This is a genomic window from Moritella sp. 24, from assembly GCF_018219155.1.
Lineage (GTDB): Bacteria > Pseudomonadota > Gammaproteobacteria > Enterobacterales > Moritellaceae > Moritella.
On sequence record NZ_CP056123.1, the window covers coordinates 1,444,062 to 1,461,210 of the forward strand.

Annotated in this window: 13 protein-coding genes; 5 read left to right on the forward strand and 8 right to left on the reverse strand. The window is 40.1% G+C overall.

Annotation, left to right across the window (positions count from 1 at the left end; translation table 11 throughout):
* The first annotated feature begins 72 nt into the window (after positions 1–72).
* From HWV00_RS06560 to HWV00_RS06580, 5 genes are all read left to right on the forward strand, one after another.
* A complete protein-coding gene (locus HWV00_RS06560) occupies positions 73–1,251 on the forward strand; it encodes a glycosyltransferase family protein (protein WP_211685313.1) in 1,179 nt (392 codons plus the stop codon).
* Between the two features lie 55 nt (positions 1,252–1,306).
* The gene (locus HWV00_RS06565) at positions 1,307–2,452 is read left to right on the forward strand and encodes a glycosyltransferase family protein (protein WP_211685314.1); all 1,146 of its coding nucleotides are present in this window, start codon (positions 1,307–1,309) and stop codon (positions 2,450–2,452) included.
* Positions 2,453–2,540: 88 nt separating this feature from the next.
* The gene (locus HWV00_RS06570) at positions 2,541–3,770 is read left to right on the forward strand and encodes a glycosyltransferase family 4 protein (protein ID WP_211685315.1); all 1,230 of its coding nucleotides are present in this window, start codon (positions 2,541–2,543) and stop codon (positions 3,768–3,770) included.
* Positions 3,757–4,962: a glycosyltransferase family 4 protein gene (locus HWV00_RS06575; RefSeq protein WP_211685316.1), complete on the forward strand. Its 1,206-nt coding sequence runs from the start codon at positions 3,757–3,759 to the stop codon at positions 4,960–4,962. The genes HWV00_RS06570 and HWV00_RS06575 overlap by 14 nt, the downstream gene beginning before the upstream one ends.
* A 2-nt stretch (positions 4,963–4,964) precedes the next feature.
* A complete protein-coding gene (locus tag HWV00_RS06580; RefSeq protein ID WP_211685317.1) occupies positions 4,965–5,555 on the forward strand; it encodes a histidine phosphatase family protein in 591 nt (196 codons plus the stop codon).
* A 67-nt stretch (positions 5,556–5,622) separates the two neighbouring features.
* On the opposite strand, the gene HWV00_RS06585 is transcribed toward HWV00_RS06580, so the two are convergent.
* The 8 genes from HWV00_RS06585 to HWV00_RS06620 all read right to left on the reverse strand — a co-directional run bounded on the left by HWV00_RS06585 (position 5,623) and on the right by HWV00_RS06620 (position 17,148).
* The gene (locus HWV00_RS06585) at positions 5,623–7,029 is read right to left on the reverse strand and encodes an OmpP1/FadL family transporter (protein ID WP_211685318.1); all 1,407 of its coding nucleotides are present in this window, start codon (positions 7,027–7,029) and stop codon (positions 5,623–5,625) included.
* Between the two features lie 341 nt (positions 7,030–7,370).
* Positions 7,371–8,663 carry an OmpP1/FadL family transporter gene (locus tag HWV00_RS06590; protein WP_211685319.1) on the reverse strand — a complete coding sequence of 431 codons (1,293 nt, stop codon included), beginning with the start codon at positions 8,661–8,663 and terminating at the stop codon, positions 7,371–7,373.
* A 126-nt stretch (positions 8,664–8,789) separates the two neighbouring features.
* Positions 8,790–10,109 (reverse strand): outer membrane protein transport protein, encoded by a 1,320-nt coding sequence (locus tag HWV00_RS06595; RefSeq protein ID WP_211685320.1) that lies wholly within the window; start codon positions 10,107–10,109, stop codon positions 8,790–8,792.
* 550 nt (positions 10,110–10,659) lie between these two features.
* Positions 10,660–11,670, reverse strand: a complete 1,011-nt coding sequence (fbp, locus tag HWV00_RS06600; RefSeq protein WP_211685321.1) for a class 1 fructose-bisphosphatase — start codon at positions 11,668–11,670, stop codon at positions 10,660–10,662.
* A gap of 332 nt (positions 11,671–12,002) precedes the next feature.
* A complete protein-coding gene (locus tag HWV00_RS06605) occupies positions 12,003–13,724 on the reverse strand; it encodes a BatD family protein (protein ID WP_211685322.1) in 1,722 nt (573 codons plus the stop codon).
* Complete coding sequence (locus HWV00_RS06610; RefSeq protein ID WP_211685323.1) at positions 13,718–15,634, reverse strand: VWA domain-containing protein; 1,917 nt, start codon at positions 15,632–15,634, stop codon at positions 13,718–13,720. The genes HWV00_RS06605 and HWV00_RS06610 overlap by 7 nt, the downstream gene beginning before the upstream one ends.
* Positions 15,627–16,622 (reverse strand): VWA domain-containing protein, encoded by a 996-nt coding sequence (locus tag HWV00_RS06615; protein ID WP_211685324.1) that lies wholly within the window; start codon positions 16,620–16,622, stop codon positions 15,627–15,629. The genes HWV00_RS06610 and HWV00_RS06615 overlap by 8 nt, the downstream gene beginning before the upstream one ends.
* Positions 16,615–17,148, reverse strand: coding sequence for a DUF4381 domain-containing protein (locus tag HWV00_RS06620; RefSeq protein ID WP_211685325.1), 534 nt, complete (start codon positions 17,146–17,148; stop codon positions 16,615–16,617). Before HWV00_RS06620 ends, HWV00_RS06615 begins: the two co-directional genes overlap by 8 nt.
* Between the last annotated feature and the right edge of the window lies 1 nt (position 17,149).

The following is a 17,149-nucleotide window of genomic DNA, read 5'->3' on the forward strand; positions in this document are numbered from 1 at the left end:
GGGCGGTATCTTAGCCTATGCTTTTTTGGTAATCTTATTCGTCTTTGTCGTATTTAGTAAAAGAGAGTCCGAGTGCGTAGTAAATTAAATAATAGCCGTTTGCTTATCTACAGCCACGACTCTTTCGGTCTTGGACATTTGCGTCGCTGTAGAGCCATTGCGCATGCACTTGTTGATAGGTACAAGGGATTGTCGGTTTTAATTATTACTGGTTCGCCTATTATTGGGCGTTTTGATTTTAAAGCCAGAGTTGATTTCATTCGTATACCGGGAGTCATTAAATTGCATAATGGCGAATATACGTCGTTAGGCTTACATATTGATTTGGCGGACACGCTTGCGTTACGTGAATCTATTATCCTGAACACTTCAAAAGTATTCAAACCGGATATTTTTCTTGTGGATAAAGAACCGGGTGGATTAAAAGACGAAGTGATTAGTACACTCGCGTATTTTCAAGATACGGATACCCAGTGTATTCTTGGCTTACGTGATGTAATGGATTCGCCTGAATTATTAAAGAAAGAATGGAAGAAAAAAAATGTACTTCCATTGTTAGAAAACCTGTATGACGAGCTTTGGGTCTATGGGCCTGCTGGAATATCTGATCCATTGCATGGGCTTGATATTAAGCAGGTGGTCAAAGATAAAACGTTATTTACAGGGTATTTACCAAGGCAACTGCCTAAAAAAGTAGATATTGATTCTATTCACTTTCCAGATAAACCTTATATTCTGGTTACGCCTGGTGGTGGTGGTGACGGTGTCGAGATGATTGATTGGGTGCTGCGTGCTTATGAAGCATGTGACACTCTGATGCCTGCATTATTTGTACTGGGTCCATTTATGGCCGCTGCTGAACGTAACGCATTTATACACCGTGCGGAGTTATTATCGCATGTTGAAATGATGACGTTTAGTAATCACCTTGAGCATTTAATGGTTGAAGCTGAAGCGGTTATTGCAATGGGCGGGTATAATACATTTTGTGAAATCTTATCATTTGATAAACGCGCATTGATTTTACCACGTAGTCACCCTCGAGAAGAGCAGTTGATTAGAGCGCGTAATGCCGAACAAGCAGGTTTATTATCAATGCAAGATTTAGAGTCAGATCGAGAAACAGAAACCATGGTCATCGGTATTCAAAATCTGCTAAAGCAAGATAAACCAAGCAGCCAAGAACTCGATGCATTACTCAATGGTTTAGACTTTGTTACTGCGAGATTTGGAGAGCTGGTTTCAGATTAGACTCTAGCTGCCTCTATAGTATTTTATTCATTTTTCTCTGCAAGGATCCGCTTATATGTCAGCTCCGCGTATTATGTTTTACGTACAGTATCTATTAGGTATTGGTCACGTTCGTCGCTCTTCTCTTATTGTTCAAGCACTATGTGAACAAGGTGCTCATGTTGATGTCATCTTCGGTGGCATGGCTGTTCCTAGCATGTCTTTTGGTAACGCGACGATGCACCAACTTACAGCGGTAAAAAGTGCTGATGCAGGATTTAGTGGTTTAGTTAAAGCGGATAATAGCCCTGTTAGTGATGATGATAAAAAAGAACGAACACAGGCGTTGTTAGGGTTATGTGAAACACTACAGCCCGATCTTATTGTGACTGAGACATACCCTTTTGGTCGCAGGCAAATGCGTTTTGAGCTATTGCCTTTGCTTGATTGGGTTAAGGCGCAACCTAATTCTCCGGTTCTTGTCTCTTCTATCCGTGATATTTTACAGCGACGTTCGTCTGTCAGAGAGCAAGAATACGTTCAGCTTGTAAAGACATACTACCAACATGTATTAGTGCATGGTGATAAAGATTTTTATCCATTAGAACGAAGTTTTCCTGTCGCTGATCTCATCGCAGATAAAATCAGCTATTCAGGTTATGTTTGCCCAACACTTAACGCTGATGACACTGAAAAAACACGAGATACGATCGTTGTGTCTGTTGGTGGTGGTAGCATAGGCAAGGATATTTTAATCGCGGTCATGGCGCTATATAACAGTGGCTTTGCAGCGGATAAAAAATGGTTGTTGATAACGGGCCCAAATATGGACACTGCCGATAAAGCTTATTTTAAAGCGCAAGAGCAGTCTAATTTACAAGTCGTCGATCTTGCTGATGACTTTTTAAAAGCACTGAGTCATGCCTACGTGTCAATCTCAAGAGCGGGTTATAACACGGTGATGGATCTGTTATTGACCGCAGTACCTGCTGTTGTCATTCCATTTGAAGGTGAGGGCGAAACAGAGCAACTAGCGCGTAGTGAAGTATTAGCAGAAAACAAAGTATTACAATTCGTTAAAAATGATGAGTTGAGTATCGACTCGTTAAAGACTGCTATTAATAAGGCATTAGCCAATACAGCCGAGACGGTTAATATCGATAATCAGGGCGCGACACAAAGTGCGAAACTACTTATTGAATGGGCAACTGCCAGAGATTAGTTAAAGAAGCACTCGATACACCATTGATGATGTATTGCAGTGTGCTGTTTCGTTAACATTTGAATTATAAAGTTTAAGGCAGTTTGCAGTGAAAAAAATAGCATTAGTACTTAAAGGCTATCCACGCCTTTCTGAAACATTTATCGCACAAGAGATCCGAGCGCTAGAATTGCGTGGGTTTGATATTACGTTAGTTTCATTACGTCATCCGACTGACACCAGTACACACCCAATTCACCAGCAAATTGAAGCTGATGTATTGTATTTACCTGAATATTTACATGTAGAGCCATTACGAGTACTTATAGCATTCTATCATGTTGCTAAGCGTTATTCGTTAAGCAAAGTGTTTAAACAGTTTGTACTGGACTTGAAGCGCGATACGAGTCGTGGACGAGTGCGTCGTTTTGGTCAAGGCTTAGTGCTCGCGGCTGAAATGCCTGATGGTATTGAGCAAATGTATGCACATTTTTTACATACACCCGCTTCGGTCACCCGTTATGCAGCATTAGTGAATGATTTACCTTGGTCGTGCTCTGCCCATGCAAAAGATATTTGGACAACCGAAAAATGGGACCTCGCTGAAAAATTAACGGAATTACAATGGTTATCAACTTGTACAGCCGCTAACCATGAATACTTACAATCCCTTGCTAAAGATCCGAGTAAAGTTCACCTTGTGTATCATGGACTCGATTTTACCCGTTTTCAGCATGTTGAGCGTATCTCTCGCGCGAGTGTGAATGGCAGTTCTGCAGATAACCCCGTTAAAATAATCAGTGTAGGTAGAGCGGTGCCTAAAAAAGGTTACGATGATTTATTAAATGCATTAGCAAAATTACCACAAGATTTACATTGGCAGTTGATACACATTGGCGGTGGTGGGATCTTAAAAGGTTTACAGCAGCAAGCGCAAGATTTAGGGATTGATAAGCACATTGAATGGCAAGGTGCACAACCGCAGTTAAAAGTACTTGAAGCCTATCGTGAAAGTGATTTATTTGTATTAGCGAGTAAGATTGTTGCTGATGGAGATAGAGACGGTATGCCAAATGTGTTGATGGAAGCACAAAGCCAATCTGTTTGTTGTCTTGCAACGGATATATCAGGTATTCCAGAGCTGATTGATAGTGGTGAAAATGGTGTATTGGTTAAATCAAATAATGTTGATCAACTTGCGAGCGCATTGGAAGACTTATTACGAGATGGTGACAAGCGTGAGCGTCTTGGGGTGGAAGGACAAAAGCAACTTCACCGACGTTTTGATGTCAAAATCGGCATCGACCAATTAGAAAAGTTATTTGATGAACTTGGTTAATGTGATACCAAAAACAGCGGTTGCATTTTATGCGCCGCTGAAATCACCATTACACCCGACACCGTCAGGTGATCGTAAAATTGCACGATTATTCATTGCAGCGTTGGAGCAGGGCGGTTTCCATGTCGATCTTGCAAGTCAGTTACGTACTTTTGATAAAACAGGTGATAGCCATCGACAACAACGTTTAATTGCCCTTGCTGAGAAAGAAGCTGTAAGGGTCATGCGCCGTTGGCAGAAACAAGGTTTTAGGCCACAAGCTTGGTTTTGTTATCATTTATATTATAAAGCGCCTGACTTACTCGGACCTATTATTTGTAAAGCGCTTGATATTCCTTATATTGTAGCTGAAGCTTCGTGGGCTGAAAAACGTGCGAATGGACCTTGGGCTATTTATCATCGGCAAGTAGCTAGTGCGTTAGAGATTGCCTCTAAAGTGATCTCTATCAACCCTAAAGATAAGGTCGCACTCACTGATTTTTATGCGGATCAGCCACCGATTAGGTACTCTCGTTTAATCTCACTGAACGCATTCATTGATGATTTACCTACAAATATTAATCATGTTATAGGCTCTGATAGCATGTTGGCTACAAGTGCTTTTTCACGTGATGATATTGCGCGTAAATATGGATTAAACACTAAACTGCCTTGGTTGATCACGATCGCAATGATGCGTGTTGGTGATAAACATCACTCTTATCAGCAATTAAGTCGTGTGGTTGATAAATCAGAACAACCTTATCAGCTATTAATTATTGGTGACGGTGTGATGAAAACGGATGTACACACTATATTTTCACCACACAAACAGGTCAAGTTTGCTGGTGCGCTTGATAATCAACAAATACGACAGCTATTACCTCATTTCGACCTGCTCGTCTGGCCTGCAATAAATGAAGCGTTAGGCATGATATTTTTAGAAGCACAGCAATCTAACGTAGCTGTTGTTGCTGGTGATGAAGGTGGCGTGGGGTCGATTGTGAAGCATCAAGTTACAGGGATATTAGTTGATACTTATGACCCTGAAGAAATGTCTGTCACGATAGATGCTTTACTGGCGAATCCTGCACAATTAAAACAGATGAAGCAGGCCGCAGCGCATTATGTTATTCAACATCATTCTATTGCAGCAAGTGCGATTCAATTAAATGATGTTATTCAAGATGCGATATCAAATAAGGTGGTGTAGATATGATCCATGTTTATTTTATTCGTCATGGGCAAACACAGTGGAATAGTGAAAAGCGTTTGCAAGGTCGTACTGATATTCCATTAAATGAGGTCGGTAAACATCAAATCAGCACTTATCAATTATCCAGTAATCTCCAGTCTATAAAATGGTTTCACAGTCCTTTATCAAGAACACGACAAACGGCTGACTTACTTGATATAGATTCTCATGCCGAAGATAGTTTAATAGAGATGAACTGGGGAGCATGGGAAGGTAAAACACTGGAAGAGTTACGCAATCAAGATCCGCTGGATTTTGCAAAACAGGAAGCACGAGGATTAGATTTACAGCCACAAGGAGGAGAGTCTCCACGGTTAGTTGCTGAGAGAGTCAGTGCTTGGGCCCAATCATTAGATATAAATGGCGTAGAGCAGCATATAGGCTGTGTAAGCCATAAAGGTATTATTCGTGCTATCTATGCGCTTGCTACAAATTGGAACATGCTAGGTAAACCACGAGATAAGTTAGATTTTCACTGTGCTCAGTACTTTTGCTTCGAGGACGGACGTTGGTCTATTGGTGAGCTTAATATTCGGTTACAAAACCCTTAAAGAACGATGATTAAGGACTTACATCTATTTCGACGTAAGCCCTAGCTGAAGGTATTAACCCCGTTTATTAGAAAACTAAATTAACCTGTGCTGAACCAACTATAGCTTCGGCTTTATTCGTAAACGCATACGTTAAGCCTGTATTGCTATCTGTTTCAGTGAATGATGTTTCTTCACCGATAATGTAAGCCGCAGCAAGATCAACAGACAGTGACTTAGTTACTTTGAATGTTAGACCTGCTGTATACCATTGACGTTCTGAATCTGGAATACTGATAGTGGTATCTCCAGCCGTCTCATCTAGCGCATAACCGGCACGTACAATAACTTTGTCGCCTAAGTAGTATGATAGGCCCGCTGAATAACGGATATTGTCTTCGTAGTTATACGTTTTTTCAAAGAGTTCTATACTATTATCAGTAGCCGATACGCCTTTAAGACCGCTGAAGCTGCTCCATTCTGTCCAAACAACCCCGTATTGTAGTGCGATATCACCAAAGCGGTGAAAGCCACCTAACTCAGCCATTGCTGGTAGTGATAGATCTAATTGGCCTGTTAAATTGTCACCTACGTAGTTTGAGTATTCACCCTCAAATGTCAGCTCTACTTCAGAGCGGTAGCTCACACCAATTTTATGATTATCATTTAGATCAAGTAAAACACCTGCGTTCCAACCAAAACCAATATCATCGCCTTCCATGATGAATGCCTGAGTGCCAGCGCCCATACCAGATAAAGCATCATCTACCGTTGGGTTTGAAACATAGGTATTCGCTGTTGCGGCAGGGGCCGGAGATGTAGCGGCTGCCGTTAATACGGTGTTAAGCGCAGTCGCTGCAGCGCCATCACCTAGATTACGCTCTAGTTCGGCAGATCCGTAAACAATTTGAGCACCAACACCTAAGCGTAGTTTCGATCCGACTTTGAATGCTAAGCTTGGGTTTAAATTAAATGTTGTTAGTTGTGTTGAACCACCGAGTAAACCAGCCGCATAATCGTCAGGAAATTCGGTGTTAGTACCATAGTTAGTATATCCGGCTAAACCAATTGCCACTTTACTACCAACGGGGATCACGGCATAAACAGATGGGATAGCGGAAGCATTTACTGAATTTTCAACATCATAATCTGATTTAGTTGGTACTGCGTAATCATTATCAACGAGTTGATTTAAAGCATTGTAGCCTGGAGCTAGTGGGGCGTTATCTCCAGTTGTTTCAACTGTTGGCTCAACATACGCACCACCAAATGAAAAGGCAAACTTATCAAATGAAGCTGCTGCAGCTGGGTTTGTCGCGATTACTGCAGCGTTATCCGTATTCGCTGCAAAGCCTGCGTTAGCATTACCTAGGGCTGATGCTGATTGTACATTTACTTGGAATCCAGCGGCAGATGCTTGCGCGCTGGCCATGATTGTTGCTGCTATAACAGCTTTAGATATCACACTTTTTTTGAATAAACTCGCTTTTTTCATGACTAATCCCTGTCTTATATAAAGAATTTAAAGTTAATACGTCCATGTCCTGTCCAGATGTACTCTAAGCGTGCTTATACACGTTTGTTATCTGAGTAGGCGTTATTATAGGGATTTAGTGGTAGGTTAATGTGAGACAGAAGAGAAAGTAATATAAGCTTGTTACAGATATTTGAATAGGTGTTTTAAGTGAGTACTTACTATGCTTTGTGTGTGCGGTAAATAAGATGCTTATTTAGTATTAATATAATCTAATATGTTTTAGTGATAATAGTTGTAACTGTATTTTAAACTAAAATAAATTAGAGCTCATGCACTAACTTGTTTTGTTTAATCGTCAATTAATCTATTAATAGATAATTTAGCTGTAATCCAAGCATAGTGCTATTGCCCTCGGTACTTACATCAAAGGAGTCAAGGCCAATAGTATCTTTGATCCGTGAACTTTCATATTTGGCATAAGTAAGGCCTATATCGAAACTTAATGAGCGACTGGCATAATAAGAGAGGCCAAAGCTGAAACTTGTTTTCTTATCAAAAGGCATTGAAAAACTCGCACTTTCTGTACTTGTTTCGGTTGAGGCGCCACTACGTAACCAGATAACATCGTTTAGTTTATAGTTCACCGCAAATGCCAATTTCATACTATCTTCAGCATCAATTGATTCTGATAAGCATTGCCCTTGTGGTAAATTGAAACTTGAATTTGCAGGGCAGTTCGGGTCTGATACGGAAATAGAGTCTAGATTTTCCCAGCCGTACCAAGCGAATGAGTATTGAATCGATAGTCGCTGATCAAGCTGATGAACCCCTGATAACGTTAATTCACTCGGTACTGCCATGCTAAGAGTTGCTGTATCTTGAAAAATTAAATCGTTATTTCCTGCAAGTGTTGTGAATGTACCTTCTGTTTCTATATCGCTAGCAGAGCGATAAGCCAGCCCAAATTGATGGTACTTATTTATCTTATAGATCATACCTAGATCAAATCTGAAGCCGAGACCTGTGCCATTAAAATCTTGATAAATTTGACTAGGATTAGTCGGATTTTGTGCACCATAATTTGTCGTTAGTTGGTAATTGCTGTAAATAGCACTTACTCCAGCCCCGATATAAATATCCTCTGTTAATTTAAATGCAATGTTTGGATTCATCTCATAGGTAAATAAAGAGCGTCGTCCTGCAAGCATGCCAGCGGGGTATTCAGTATTATAATCGTTACGCACGTTGTAGTTCGAAAATGTAGCAAAGCCAAAAGACCATTTATCATTAATTGGGAATGCAAAATAAGCAGAAGGGACGATGTAATTTTCGGCAATATTTGAACTGTCGAGTGCTTCTGCTGCTCCATTGGAATAATGTTCACCATTAACATTTTTTTCTGGTTTAACGAAGATACCTGCGATTGTAATACTGGGGTAAGAAAATGCAGCGATGATCGCGGGGTTCACAGCGATATTAGCGAGGTTACTGGTGTCTGCTGCAGCTCCTGCGCCTGCGTTACTGAGTTCTATCGCTGACGTTGTTGAAGACTGGTATGATGCGGCTTGTACCGAAGGACTATAATATGAAATGAAACTTAGCAAGGCGCCTAGATAGGTGATAGTAGAATGATGACTACAACTATGTTTCATATTTGTCCCTTAAAATAATGTTTTATTTTAAGGTTAGACGAAAATAAAAATAGCGCCATAAGACGCTATTTTTATTACTGTATTTTATTATTTATAGAACTTAACTCTACACTTTAGCTAAGCAGCTTAGAAGCGGTAGTTTGCTTGAGCTGAAGCAATGATTGCATCGCCTGAAGATTTAAAGCCGTATTCAACACCTGGTGTTGTAACTTCAGTAAACTCAACAGTCTCAACATCGATATAAGCAACACCTACATCAACGCTTAAGCTGTTACTTACATTGTACGTTGCACCTGCTGTATACCATAGACGGTCTGATTCAGGGATGCTTAGAGTCGTTTCACCTGCAGACTCATCTAGAGCGAAACCAGCACGTAATACAACTTTATTTATTGTGTATTCTGCACCAACTGAGTAACGCATATTGTCATCAAAGCTTTCTTCTTTTAAGAAGCATTCGCCAGCTTGGCAAGATGAGCTTGTAGCTCTAAGTTCTTCAAACTTACTCCATTGAGTCCAAAGAGCACTATATGAGATAGCAAATGATTCTGTTAATGCGTGATAACCAGAGAATTCAGCCGTTGCTGGTAATGGTAGATCAAGTGAAGCACTTACTGTCTTACCACCACTTGTAGCCCCTGTGAAGTCGCCTTCAAAGCTGAGGTCTACTTGTGAACGATAAGCGATACCGATACGACTACTGTCATTAAATTCATATAATGCACCAGTATTCCAACCTAAACCCCATGAATCACCTTCTAAAAGGAAAAGAGATTTACTTGGGTCATTTGCTGCTCTTGCTTTACCTATTGCTGTTAATTGATTATCGCCAGATTTTAAAGATTCTTTATAAGCAGATGCAGCTGCTAAATCACCGTAGTTTCTTTCAACAGTAGCAGTACCATAAACAAGGCTAGCACCAAAGCCTAAACTAAGCTTATCTGTTGCTTTAAAAGAAAGGCTTGGGTTTATATTTAAAGTTAATAAGTCTGTAGTCCCACCTGCAGCACCCGCAGCGTAATCATCTGAAAATTCAGTTGTTACACCATAGCTTGAAAATATTCCAAGACCTACAACGAATTTGTCGTTAATCGGTTGGATAAAATATGTAGCAGGGACAAAAGCACTATGTACTATATCATCTGCATCCAGTTCACTTACATCACGACCTAAAACTGCACCTATACTCGCATCTTTCGTGCCCGTAATATCAACATTAGGTTCAACGTAAGAGCCAGCAAAAGATAATTCAGCTTGTTTGAAGCGTGACATTGCGGCAGGGTTACGCGCAAGAACAGATGCATTGTCAGCAACGGCAGCTTCACCAGCAAAAGCTCGTCCAAGACCAGATGCTGAATGTTCGCTTACTTGGAAACCTGCAGCAGAAGATTGTGCAGTTACAAGTAGTAGGGCTGTAGCAAGCGTTGTTTTTTGAAATTTAGACATAGTTAGCACTCATTTTTATAATTTTTTTATAAGTAGTTGCCACTGGTGCAGTGCGTTGAAGTGATAAACAAAGTTCCTTTTGTTGAGCACTCATCTGACCAGTAGTAGATAGTATTAGTAAATAGTAACTGCTTGTTCATGCTTTGTAATTAATAATAATCACAAGGTGTAATGTTTGATTATTAAGGCTTGACGTTTAATAGAAAAAATAGTTAAAGAATGATTTTATGTAAGACTTTGATAATGCTGGGTATATTTGAGCGTACACGTGTTGTTATTAAATTGTTATCGGTATCCAAATTAATTAGAGTAGTTATTCTGATGTTGATCGTGTCAAAGTTAATGTTTAAATTTGTGATCCACATCAAATATTGATGTCAATGTTTTTTGAGACGATTTTTATGTAAGTGTCACGTACGTCACATTTTATTATAATGGTGTTTATAATACATACAGATGGATATAACAAAAAGCCATTCCTTAATAGGAATGGCTTTAATATATTTATCTAAATTTATTTTCAGAGGTCAGGCTATGCCTCTTCTTTAACTTATTCTTTAAATTCAGCCATAAATTGGTGTGCTGTTTCCATCATATCAATAGAACCAGTAAAGAAAGGTACACGTTGGTGTAATTCTGTCGGTTTAAGATCTAGGATTGGAGTATAGCCATCTGTAGCCAGCGCGCCTGCTTGTTCAGCAAGGAAAGCCATCGGGTTGCATTCGTATAGTAAGCGTAATTTACCCGTTGGTGCTTGTGCTGTTTGTGGGTAAATGTAGATACCACCCTTAAGCAGGTTACGGTGGAAATCAGATACTAAAGAACCAATATAGCGAGAAGTATAAGGGCGGTTTGTTGCTTCATCTTCTTCTTGGCAATGTTTGATGTATTTCTTCACACCAAGTGGGAACTTACTGTAGTTACCTTCATTGATTGAATAGATTTTACCAGATTTAGGGAAAGTCAGTGATTCGTGCGATAAGCAGAATACACCGATTGATGGATCATATGTGAAACCATGAACACCATTACCTGTTGTAAATACAAGCATCGTCGATGAACCATATACAACATAACCAGCGGCTACTTGTTTACGGCCAACCTGTAAAAAGTCATCCATCGAAACTGGACCGCCAACAGGTGATACACGACGGTAAATAGAGAAGATAGTACCAACAGATACGTTAACATCAATGTTTGATGAACCATCTAGTGGATCCATTAGCACTACATAGTTTGCGTTACGGCTATTTTGATTGTCGAAAAATACATAATGGTCTTCTTCTTCAGAAGCGATACCACATACTTCACCACGAGCGATCAATGCATTTTTGAACACTTCGTTCGCATACATATCCAGTTTTTGCTGCTCTTCACCTTGGATATTTTCAATACCACTCGCACCTGTTATATCAACTAGGCCAGCTTTATTGATCTCACGGTTTACAATTTTAGCTGCAAGTTTAATTGAACTTAATAGTGCTGTTAATTCACCTTTTGCATGTGGGAAATCAGACTGATTTTCCACGATGAATTCACCAAGAGTTTTATGTATTGACATCTCATTCCTTAATAAAGCATTAATTGAATCCGATAATTAAATCTATTTTGCGCCTTTTTAGAATGGATTTCTAGTGTGAAGTATAGATAAATGTATGTAATTTGTGGTTTTACTTGTTAACTTTCAGTTAACGTGTAAATACTTTCAGCTGAAAGGTGTAAATGCTCATATGAACGTTTCATTTTCATGTTTAAACGCGGATGGTTAATGTTCGAGCACTTGTTGCTGGGTTTTTAATGCTTCATATCGAACATTTATGTGAAACCTTATTTTCGTAAACGAAACTGATTTTGTGTTAATTAAATCAGTTTCGTTATTTTTAGACGGAAATATTATGGGTTAAGTTGTGACTTAATGTTGGTTTGTTGGTTTTTTGTTACTTTCCCTTTAACTCGGTTAACTTTACTTAATAGCGTTAATAAATGCTGCCCATTCCAAGTCGCTGCCTCAGTGTTATGGCCATAAGTAAATGTAAATAATACTTGGCAAGCTTGTTGGCATTCCTGACTTATTGGCAACAAGTTAAGTTGTGAGTCTTTGACTTCGGGCCATTGCTGTTTAAACCATAAGTTTAATAGCTGGCAGCTTTGATTCGCATCATTGTTCTTCAACGCGGCTTGTAACTGTGGCCAAATATTATCTGTTTTAGCGGTAACGACTTTTTCCTGTTTAGGGTTCTGTTGACTCTGTTTATGAAAAATAAACCAAACGGCGCAGGTTAATAACCATAAAATAGCAAAAATAAATGTCAGCCAGCGCCATATCGGAGATTCGGTTGGTGCTGTCGATAAGTTCTGTGCACTTATCTCGTTATCTGCCACGGTGATCGCTGGAAGGTTACTTACTTGGGCATTTTCATTCGCAATTATTGTGATTGTTTTAGCGGGTAGTCTTGCCCATTCTTGTTGCTGCGTTTTACTATTAAACCAAGGTACTGATATTTCTGGTAGTGTTAGTTCGCCCAGTTGATTGGGAATGATAGCAAAACTGAGTATCTGTTGAGAGAAGTAATTCTCTTGCTGTGCAAAACTAGTGAGCTGTGGTTTATCTGGGTAGACCTTGACAGTTTGAGGCCAGTGAACCGCTAAATTGGGTAGGGCTGACTTATCTACATTCGCAACAGTGAGGGTTACAGTTCGTGTGATTGGCTCTCCTTGCGGGTAGCTATTTTGTGATGGTTGAAGTTCTTCATCGAGTTGCACAAAATCACTGATTAACCATTCACCCTTATAATCAATAGGCTGAGGTTTGATGTTCAAATTTAATTTTTTTGCTTGGATGATTACTGGTGTCGAAGGGCCAAAGCGATAGCCGCGTTTTGCGGTGCTGACTTGACCTTCAAAGCGACTTGGTAATATTGTTGTTAGTCCGGCAGAGTTGATTGTGATTGCATATTGGCGAGTGATGGTTTGGAAGCGTCGGCCGTTAATCACCTGGCTTGCATTTTCATCTTTCCCAATTTGTTTGATTGTTCCGTCTTCAGTCGTTGGTTCGGTTAAGTTACCAGTTTGCATCTCTGTATTTTGAGCTATATATAAAGTCGTAGTGTAAATAAACTGCTGACCTACATAAATATCTTGTTCTGTTACATCAACTTTTAATTCGATATTCCGATTATCCAGCCCGCGACTACTCGCGGTAGATGGTGAAATGACACTTACTTTTATTGGTTGTGTTTTAGCTCCTTCAATTGTAAATGCAGGAATAGTGTAACGACCTATATTTCTCGCCATTAATACAGTTGAGAGGGTTGTAAGATGTGATTTTTTACCGTTCATATAGGATGTTTGGCTGTTTGTGGATGTTCTGCCCACAACAAAGTCAGCAAGTAGCGCTGAGCTATCCCAGTCACTTGCACTAATATTTTCATTCGCACGGAGTTCAAGTATGAAACTGTTCCCTTGTACAACGGGATTCTGGTTAACAGATGCCGTGATCTTTAATGCCGCATTTGCCTGAAAGCTTATCGAGAATAACAAGCTCGCTATGACGAGAAAATTTGTCATGAATGAGAATTTAAAAGCACGGTGATTACTGTGCACTACCTTTACCATATTTGCTCCGCACTATTATTCAGATTTGACTCAGCATTACGTTGCTGACTTTCGATATACATTTTATTTCTTAATAACAGAGAAGGATCATCTGGAATATTCCGTAGCCATTTCTGTAAGCGTTGCTGTTGTTCTTTTTCTAACGGTGTTTGCTGTGCTGCTGACAAATTTTGACCGCTACTTCCTTCTGGAGCATTATCTGTTTCACTTTGTTCTGCTAAGGCAGATTGTTCCAGATCCTTTTGCTGGTTCTGACTGTCTTGCTGGTTCTGACTGTCTTGCTGGTTCTGACTGTCTTGCTGGCTCTGACTGTCTTGCTGGCTCTGGCTATCTTGTTGGCTCTGACTATCTTGTTGGCTCTGACTATCTTGTTGGCTCTGACTATCTTGTTGGCTCTGACTATCTTGTTGGCTCTGACTGTCTTGTTGGTTCTGACTGTCTTGTTGGTTCTGACTGTCTTGTTGGTTCTGACTGTCTTGCTGGCTCTGACTGTCTTGCTGGCTCTGACTGTCTTGTTGGCTCTGACTGTCTTTGTCGCCTTGCTGTTTTTTCTGTTGTTGTTTCATCTTCTTAGCAAGTTTAAGGTTCTCTTTTGCATCGGTATTTTCTGGGTTTAGCGTTAATGCTTGTTCATAGGCTTTAGCAGCATCATCAATGTTACCTAGTTGCATTAAAGCATTACCTCGATTATATGAAGCGTCGCTGCTTGGTTCATCTGCCCACAGATCGATAGCCTGCTGATATTCACCTGCCTTATATAGCGCACTGGCTTGCCAATTTGAGTCAGAGAAAGAGTCCGCGGCCTGTTGATATTGCTTATTTTGATATAACAGTGAAGCATTTTCGTTACTGTTATTCCAAATAGAGGTTTCAGCGGCATAACTTGATTCAGGCTGTAATAAAAAAACCAATAAAAAGCTAAAAAACAACTCTTTACGAAAACTAAAGGCAGCGAGCAGTGCGATTAAAGGCAGCAACCAAATGCCATCATCATTTCGTTGAACAGTTGTAAGATCTGTTTTTTGGCTATTTTGACTACTTTTAAAACTGGAAGGGTGATTAAACAGGTCTACCAAGGTTTGACTGCCATGTGTAATTACTTGCGCTTGCCCTGAGTTAGTTTGTGCTGTTTTTCTTAATAGTGCAGCATCTAGTTGAGGAACAACAATCGTACCTTGGTTGTTTTTGAGCAACTGACCATTCTTCAGCTGAATCGGTGCCCCTTGTGCTGTACCTACACCAAGAATAGACAAACTGTAATCGCTGTCTTTTAATATTGCGTTGATACTATCTGCTTGAGCAGCACTAATGCCATCAGTAATCAGTAGTATTTGTCCTTGCTGATAGCCTGCATTTGTTAATAATTCAATTGCTTGGTTAATACCAACTTCGGGTTTAGAACCTTTTATTGGCATTATTTCAGGCGATAAATTGGGTAACAAGTTAAGCAGTGTGCTGGTGTCCGTTGTTAAGGGGGAGATCACGAATGCATCACCAGCGTAAGCCACTAAGCCGATTTCGCCTTCTTTGACACTATTGAGAATATCTGTGCTTTTAAAACGTAATTGCGCTAATCGATTTGGTTTCAGATCTGTTGCTCGCATTGATAGCGACATATCTAATACCATTACTTTTGCTTGTGAGATACTGGCTACCGGACGCTCGGTATAACTAAAGCTAGGGCCTGACAGCGCAAGGGTCGTCAGTACCCAAACAGACACTAACGGTATAAAGAAATGATTCGTTTTTGTTGTTGGCTGCTGTTGCGCAAGTAAAAATTGAGCAATTTCAGGTGATAGTACTGTATTCCAACCTTTATCTTGACTGTTTTTGCGGAAATACCAAGCAAGTGCGACAAGTGGCAATAAGGCTAATAACCATAATGGACGTAATAACATAAAATCAGTCATGGCTCTTATTCCTTGCTGTAAATAGTGGGCCTTGACGTAAATAGCAGGCGAAAATGGACAATAATAGGGCGATTGCTAGTGGCCAGTGAAACAGATCTGTTTGGGGTCTAAATTGTTGCTGTGCTTGTTCTACAGGCTCAAGTTTGTCGAGTTCAGCGTAGATGTTCATTAAACTCTCTGCGTCACGAGCACGGAAGTATTGTCCGCCTGTTTGTGCAGCGATTGCTTTTAATGTTTTTTCATCAAGGTCGCGTGAAGGGTCCACTTTTTGATTACCAAAGAGTGTACGTTTGTAATAAGAGTCAGCACCGATACCAATGGTATAAATCTTAACACCTTGTTCTTTTGCAAACTTAGCGGCCTCAAGTGGCTTTACTTCACCAGCATTATTCTGACCGTCGGTAAGTAATATTAATACTTTTTGTGGGTTGTCTGCGGCATCAAAGCGCTTTAATGCTAAACCAATCCCTTCACCGATCGCAGTTTGTTCACCAACAAGCCCGAGAACCGCTTGTTCCATATAACCACTGACGGTTTTTAAATCAAAAGTGAGCGGGGCCTGTAAATAGGCATTATCAGCAAAGAAGATAAGGCCCACACGGTCGCCTTTACGTTGTTGAATGAAGTCGGCAACGACCGTTTTCACTAACGATAACCGATCGACCATCCGGTTATTAATTTGCATGTCTTCAATTTGCATTGAACCCGATAAATCGACTGAAAGCATCATTTCACGTCCCTTTTGTGGGATAGACTGTGGTTCACCTATCCACATAGGTCGAGCTGATGCAATAACAAGACATAACCATACTAATGTCAAAATCAGCATAGAACGGGGCTTTTTTGCTGTCGTATTTGTGCTTGTATCAATATAAGGTAGATTGGGCAACACTAATGGTAACTGAGGTTGACCTGCGCGGCTAAAAAAACGAATAAGCAGGGGTAATGGCAATAAAATTAGAAGCCAAGGCCAGTTAAGTTCAAACATTACTGTTCTCCACACTTTTTTCCACTCTGTGCTTAAGCTTGTTGTTCACATTGCAATCGACAGGCATAAGTGGTGTTTTCTTTATCCAGTCTCGGCACGTTTTAAAATGTAATGTATTAGCGATTACGTTTGGTTTTGCGCTGTATAAATCAAGTGTCCATAATGCTGTATTTTCTGAAAATGCAGTAAAGACATGCTTTTTAGAACTGGCTTGTTGGTCGAGAAAGTTTAGCCAGGCTTCACCGTGTAAAGAGGCGACTGTTTCACGCGAATAACTGGTTAGCGTAATACGTTTAAGCAGGTGATGCAGGTCATTAACATCACAACCCTGTTGTTGCATTTGGAGTAACTCAGCTAAAGCTAGGCGTGTTAATCGTGTTTTTTTGATATAGCGAGATATGCCATAGGCTGTTAATCCTATCATCAATAGTACTGCTATAATAACGAGCCACCAATACAATGATAAGGGCCAAGCCGATACTGGGGCAGGCAAATGAATATCTTTTAATTGTGCTAACGGATCCATG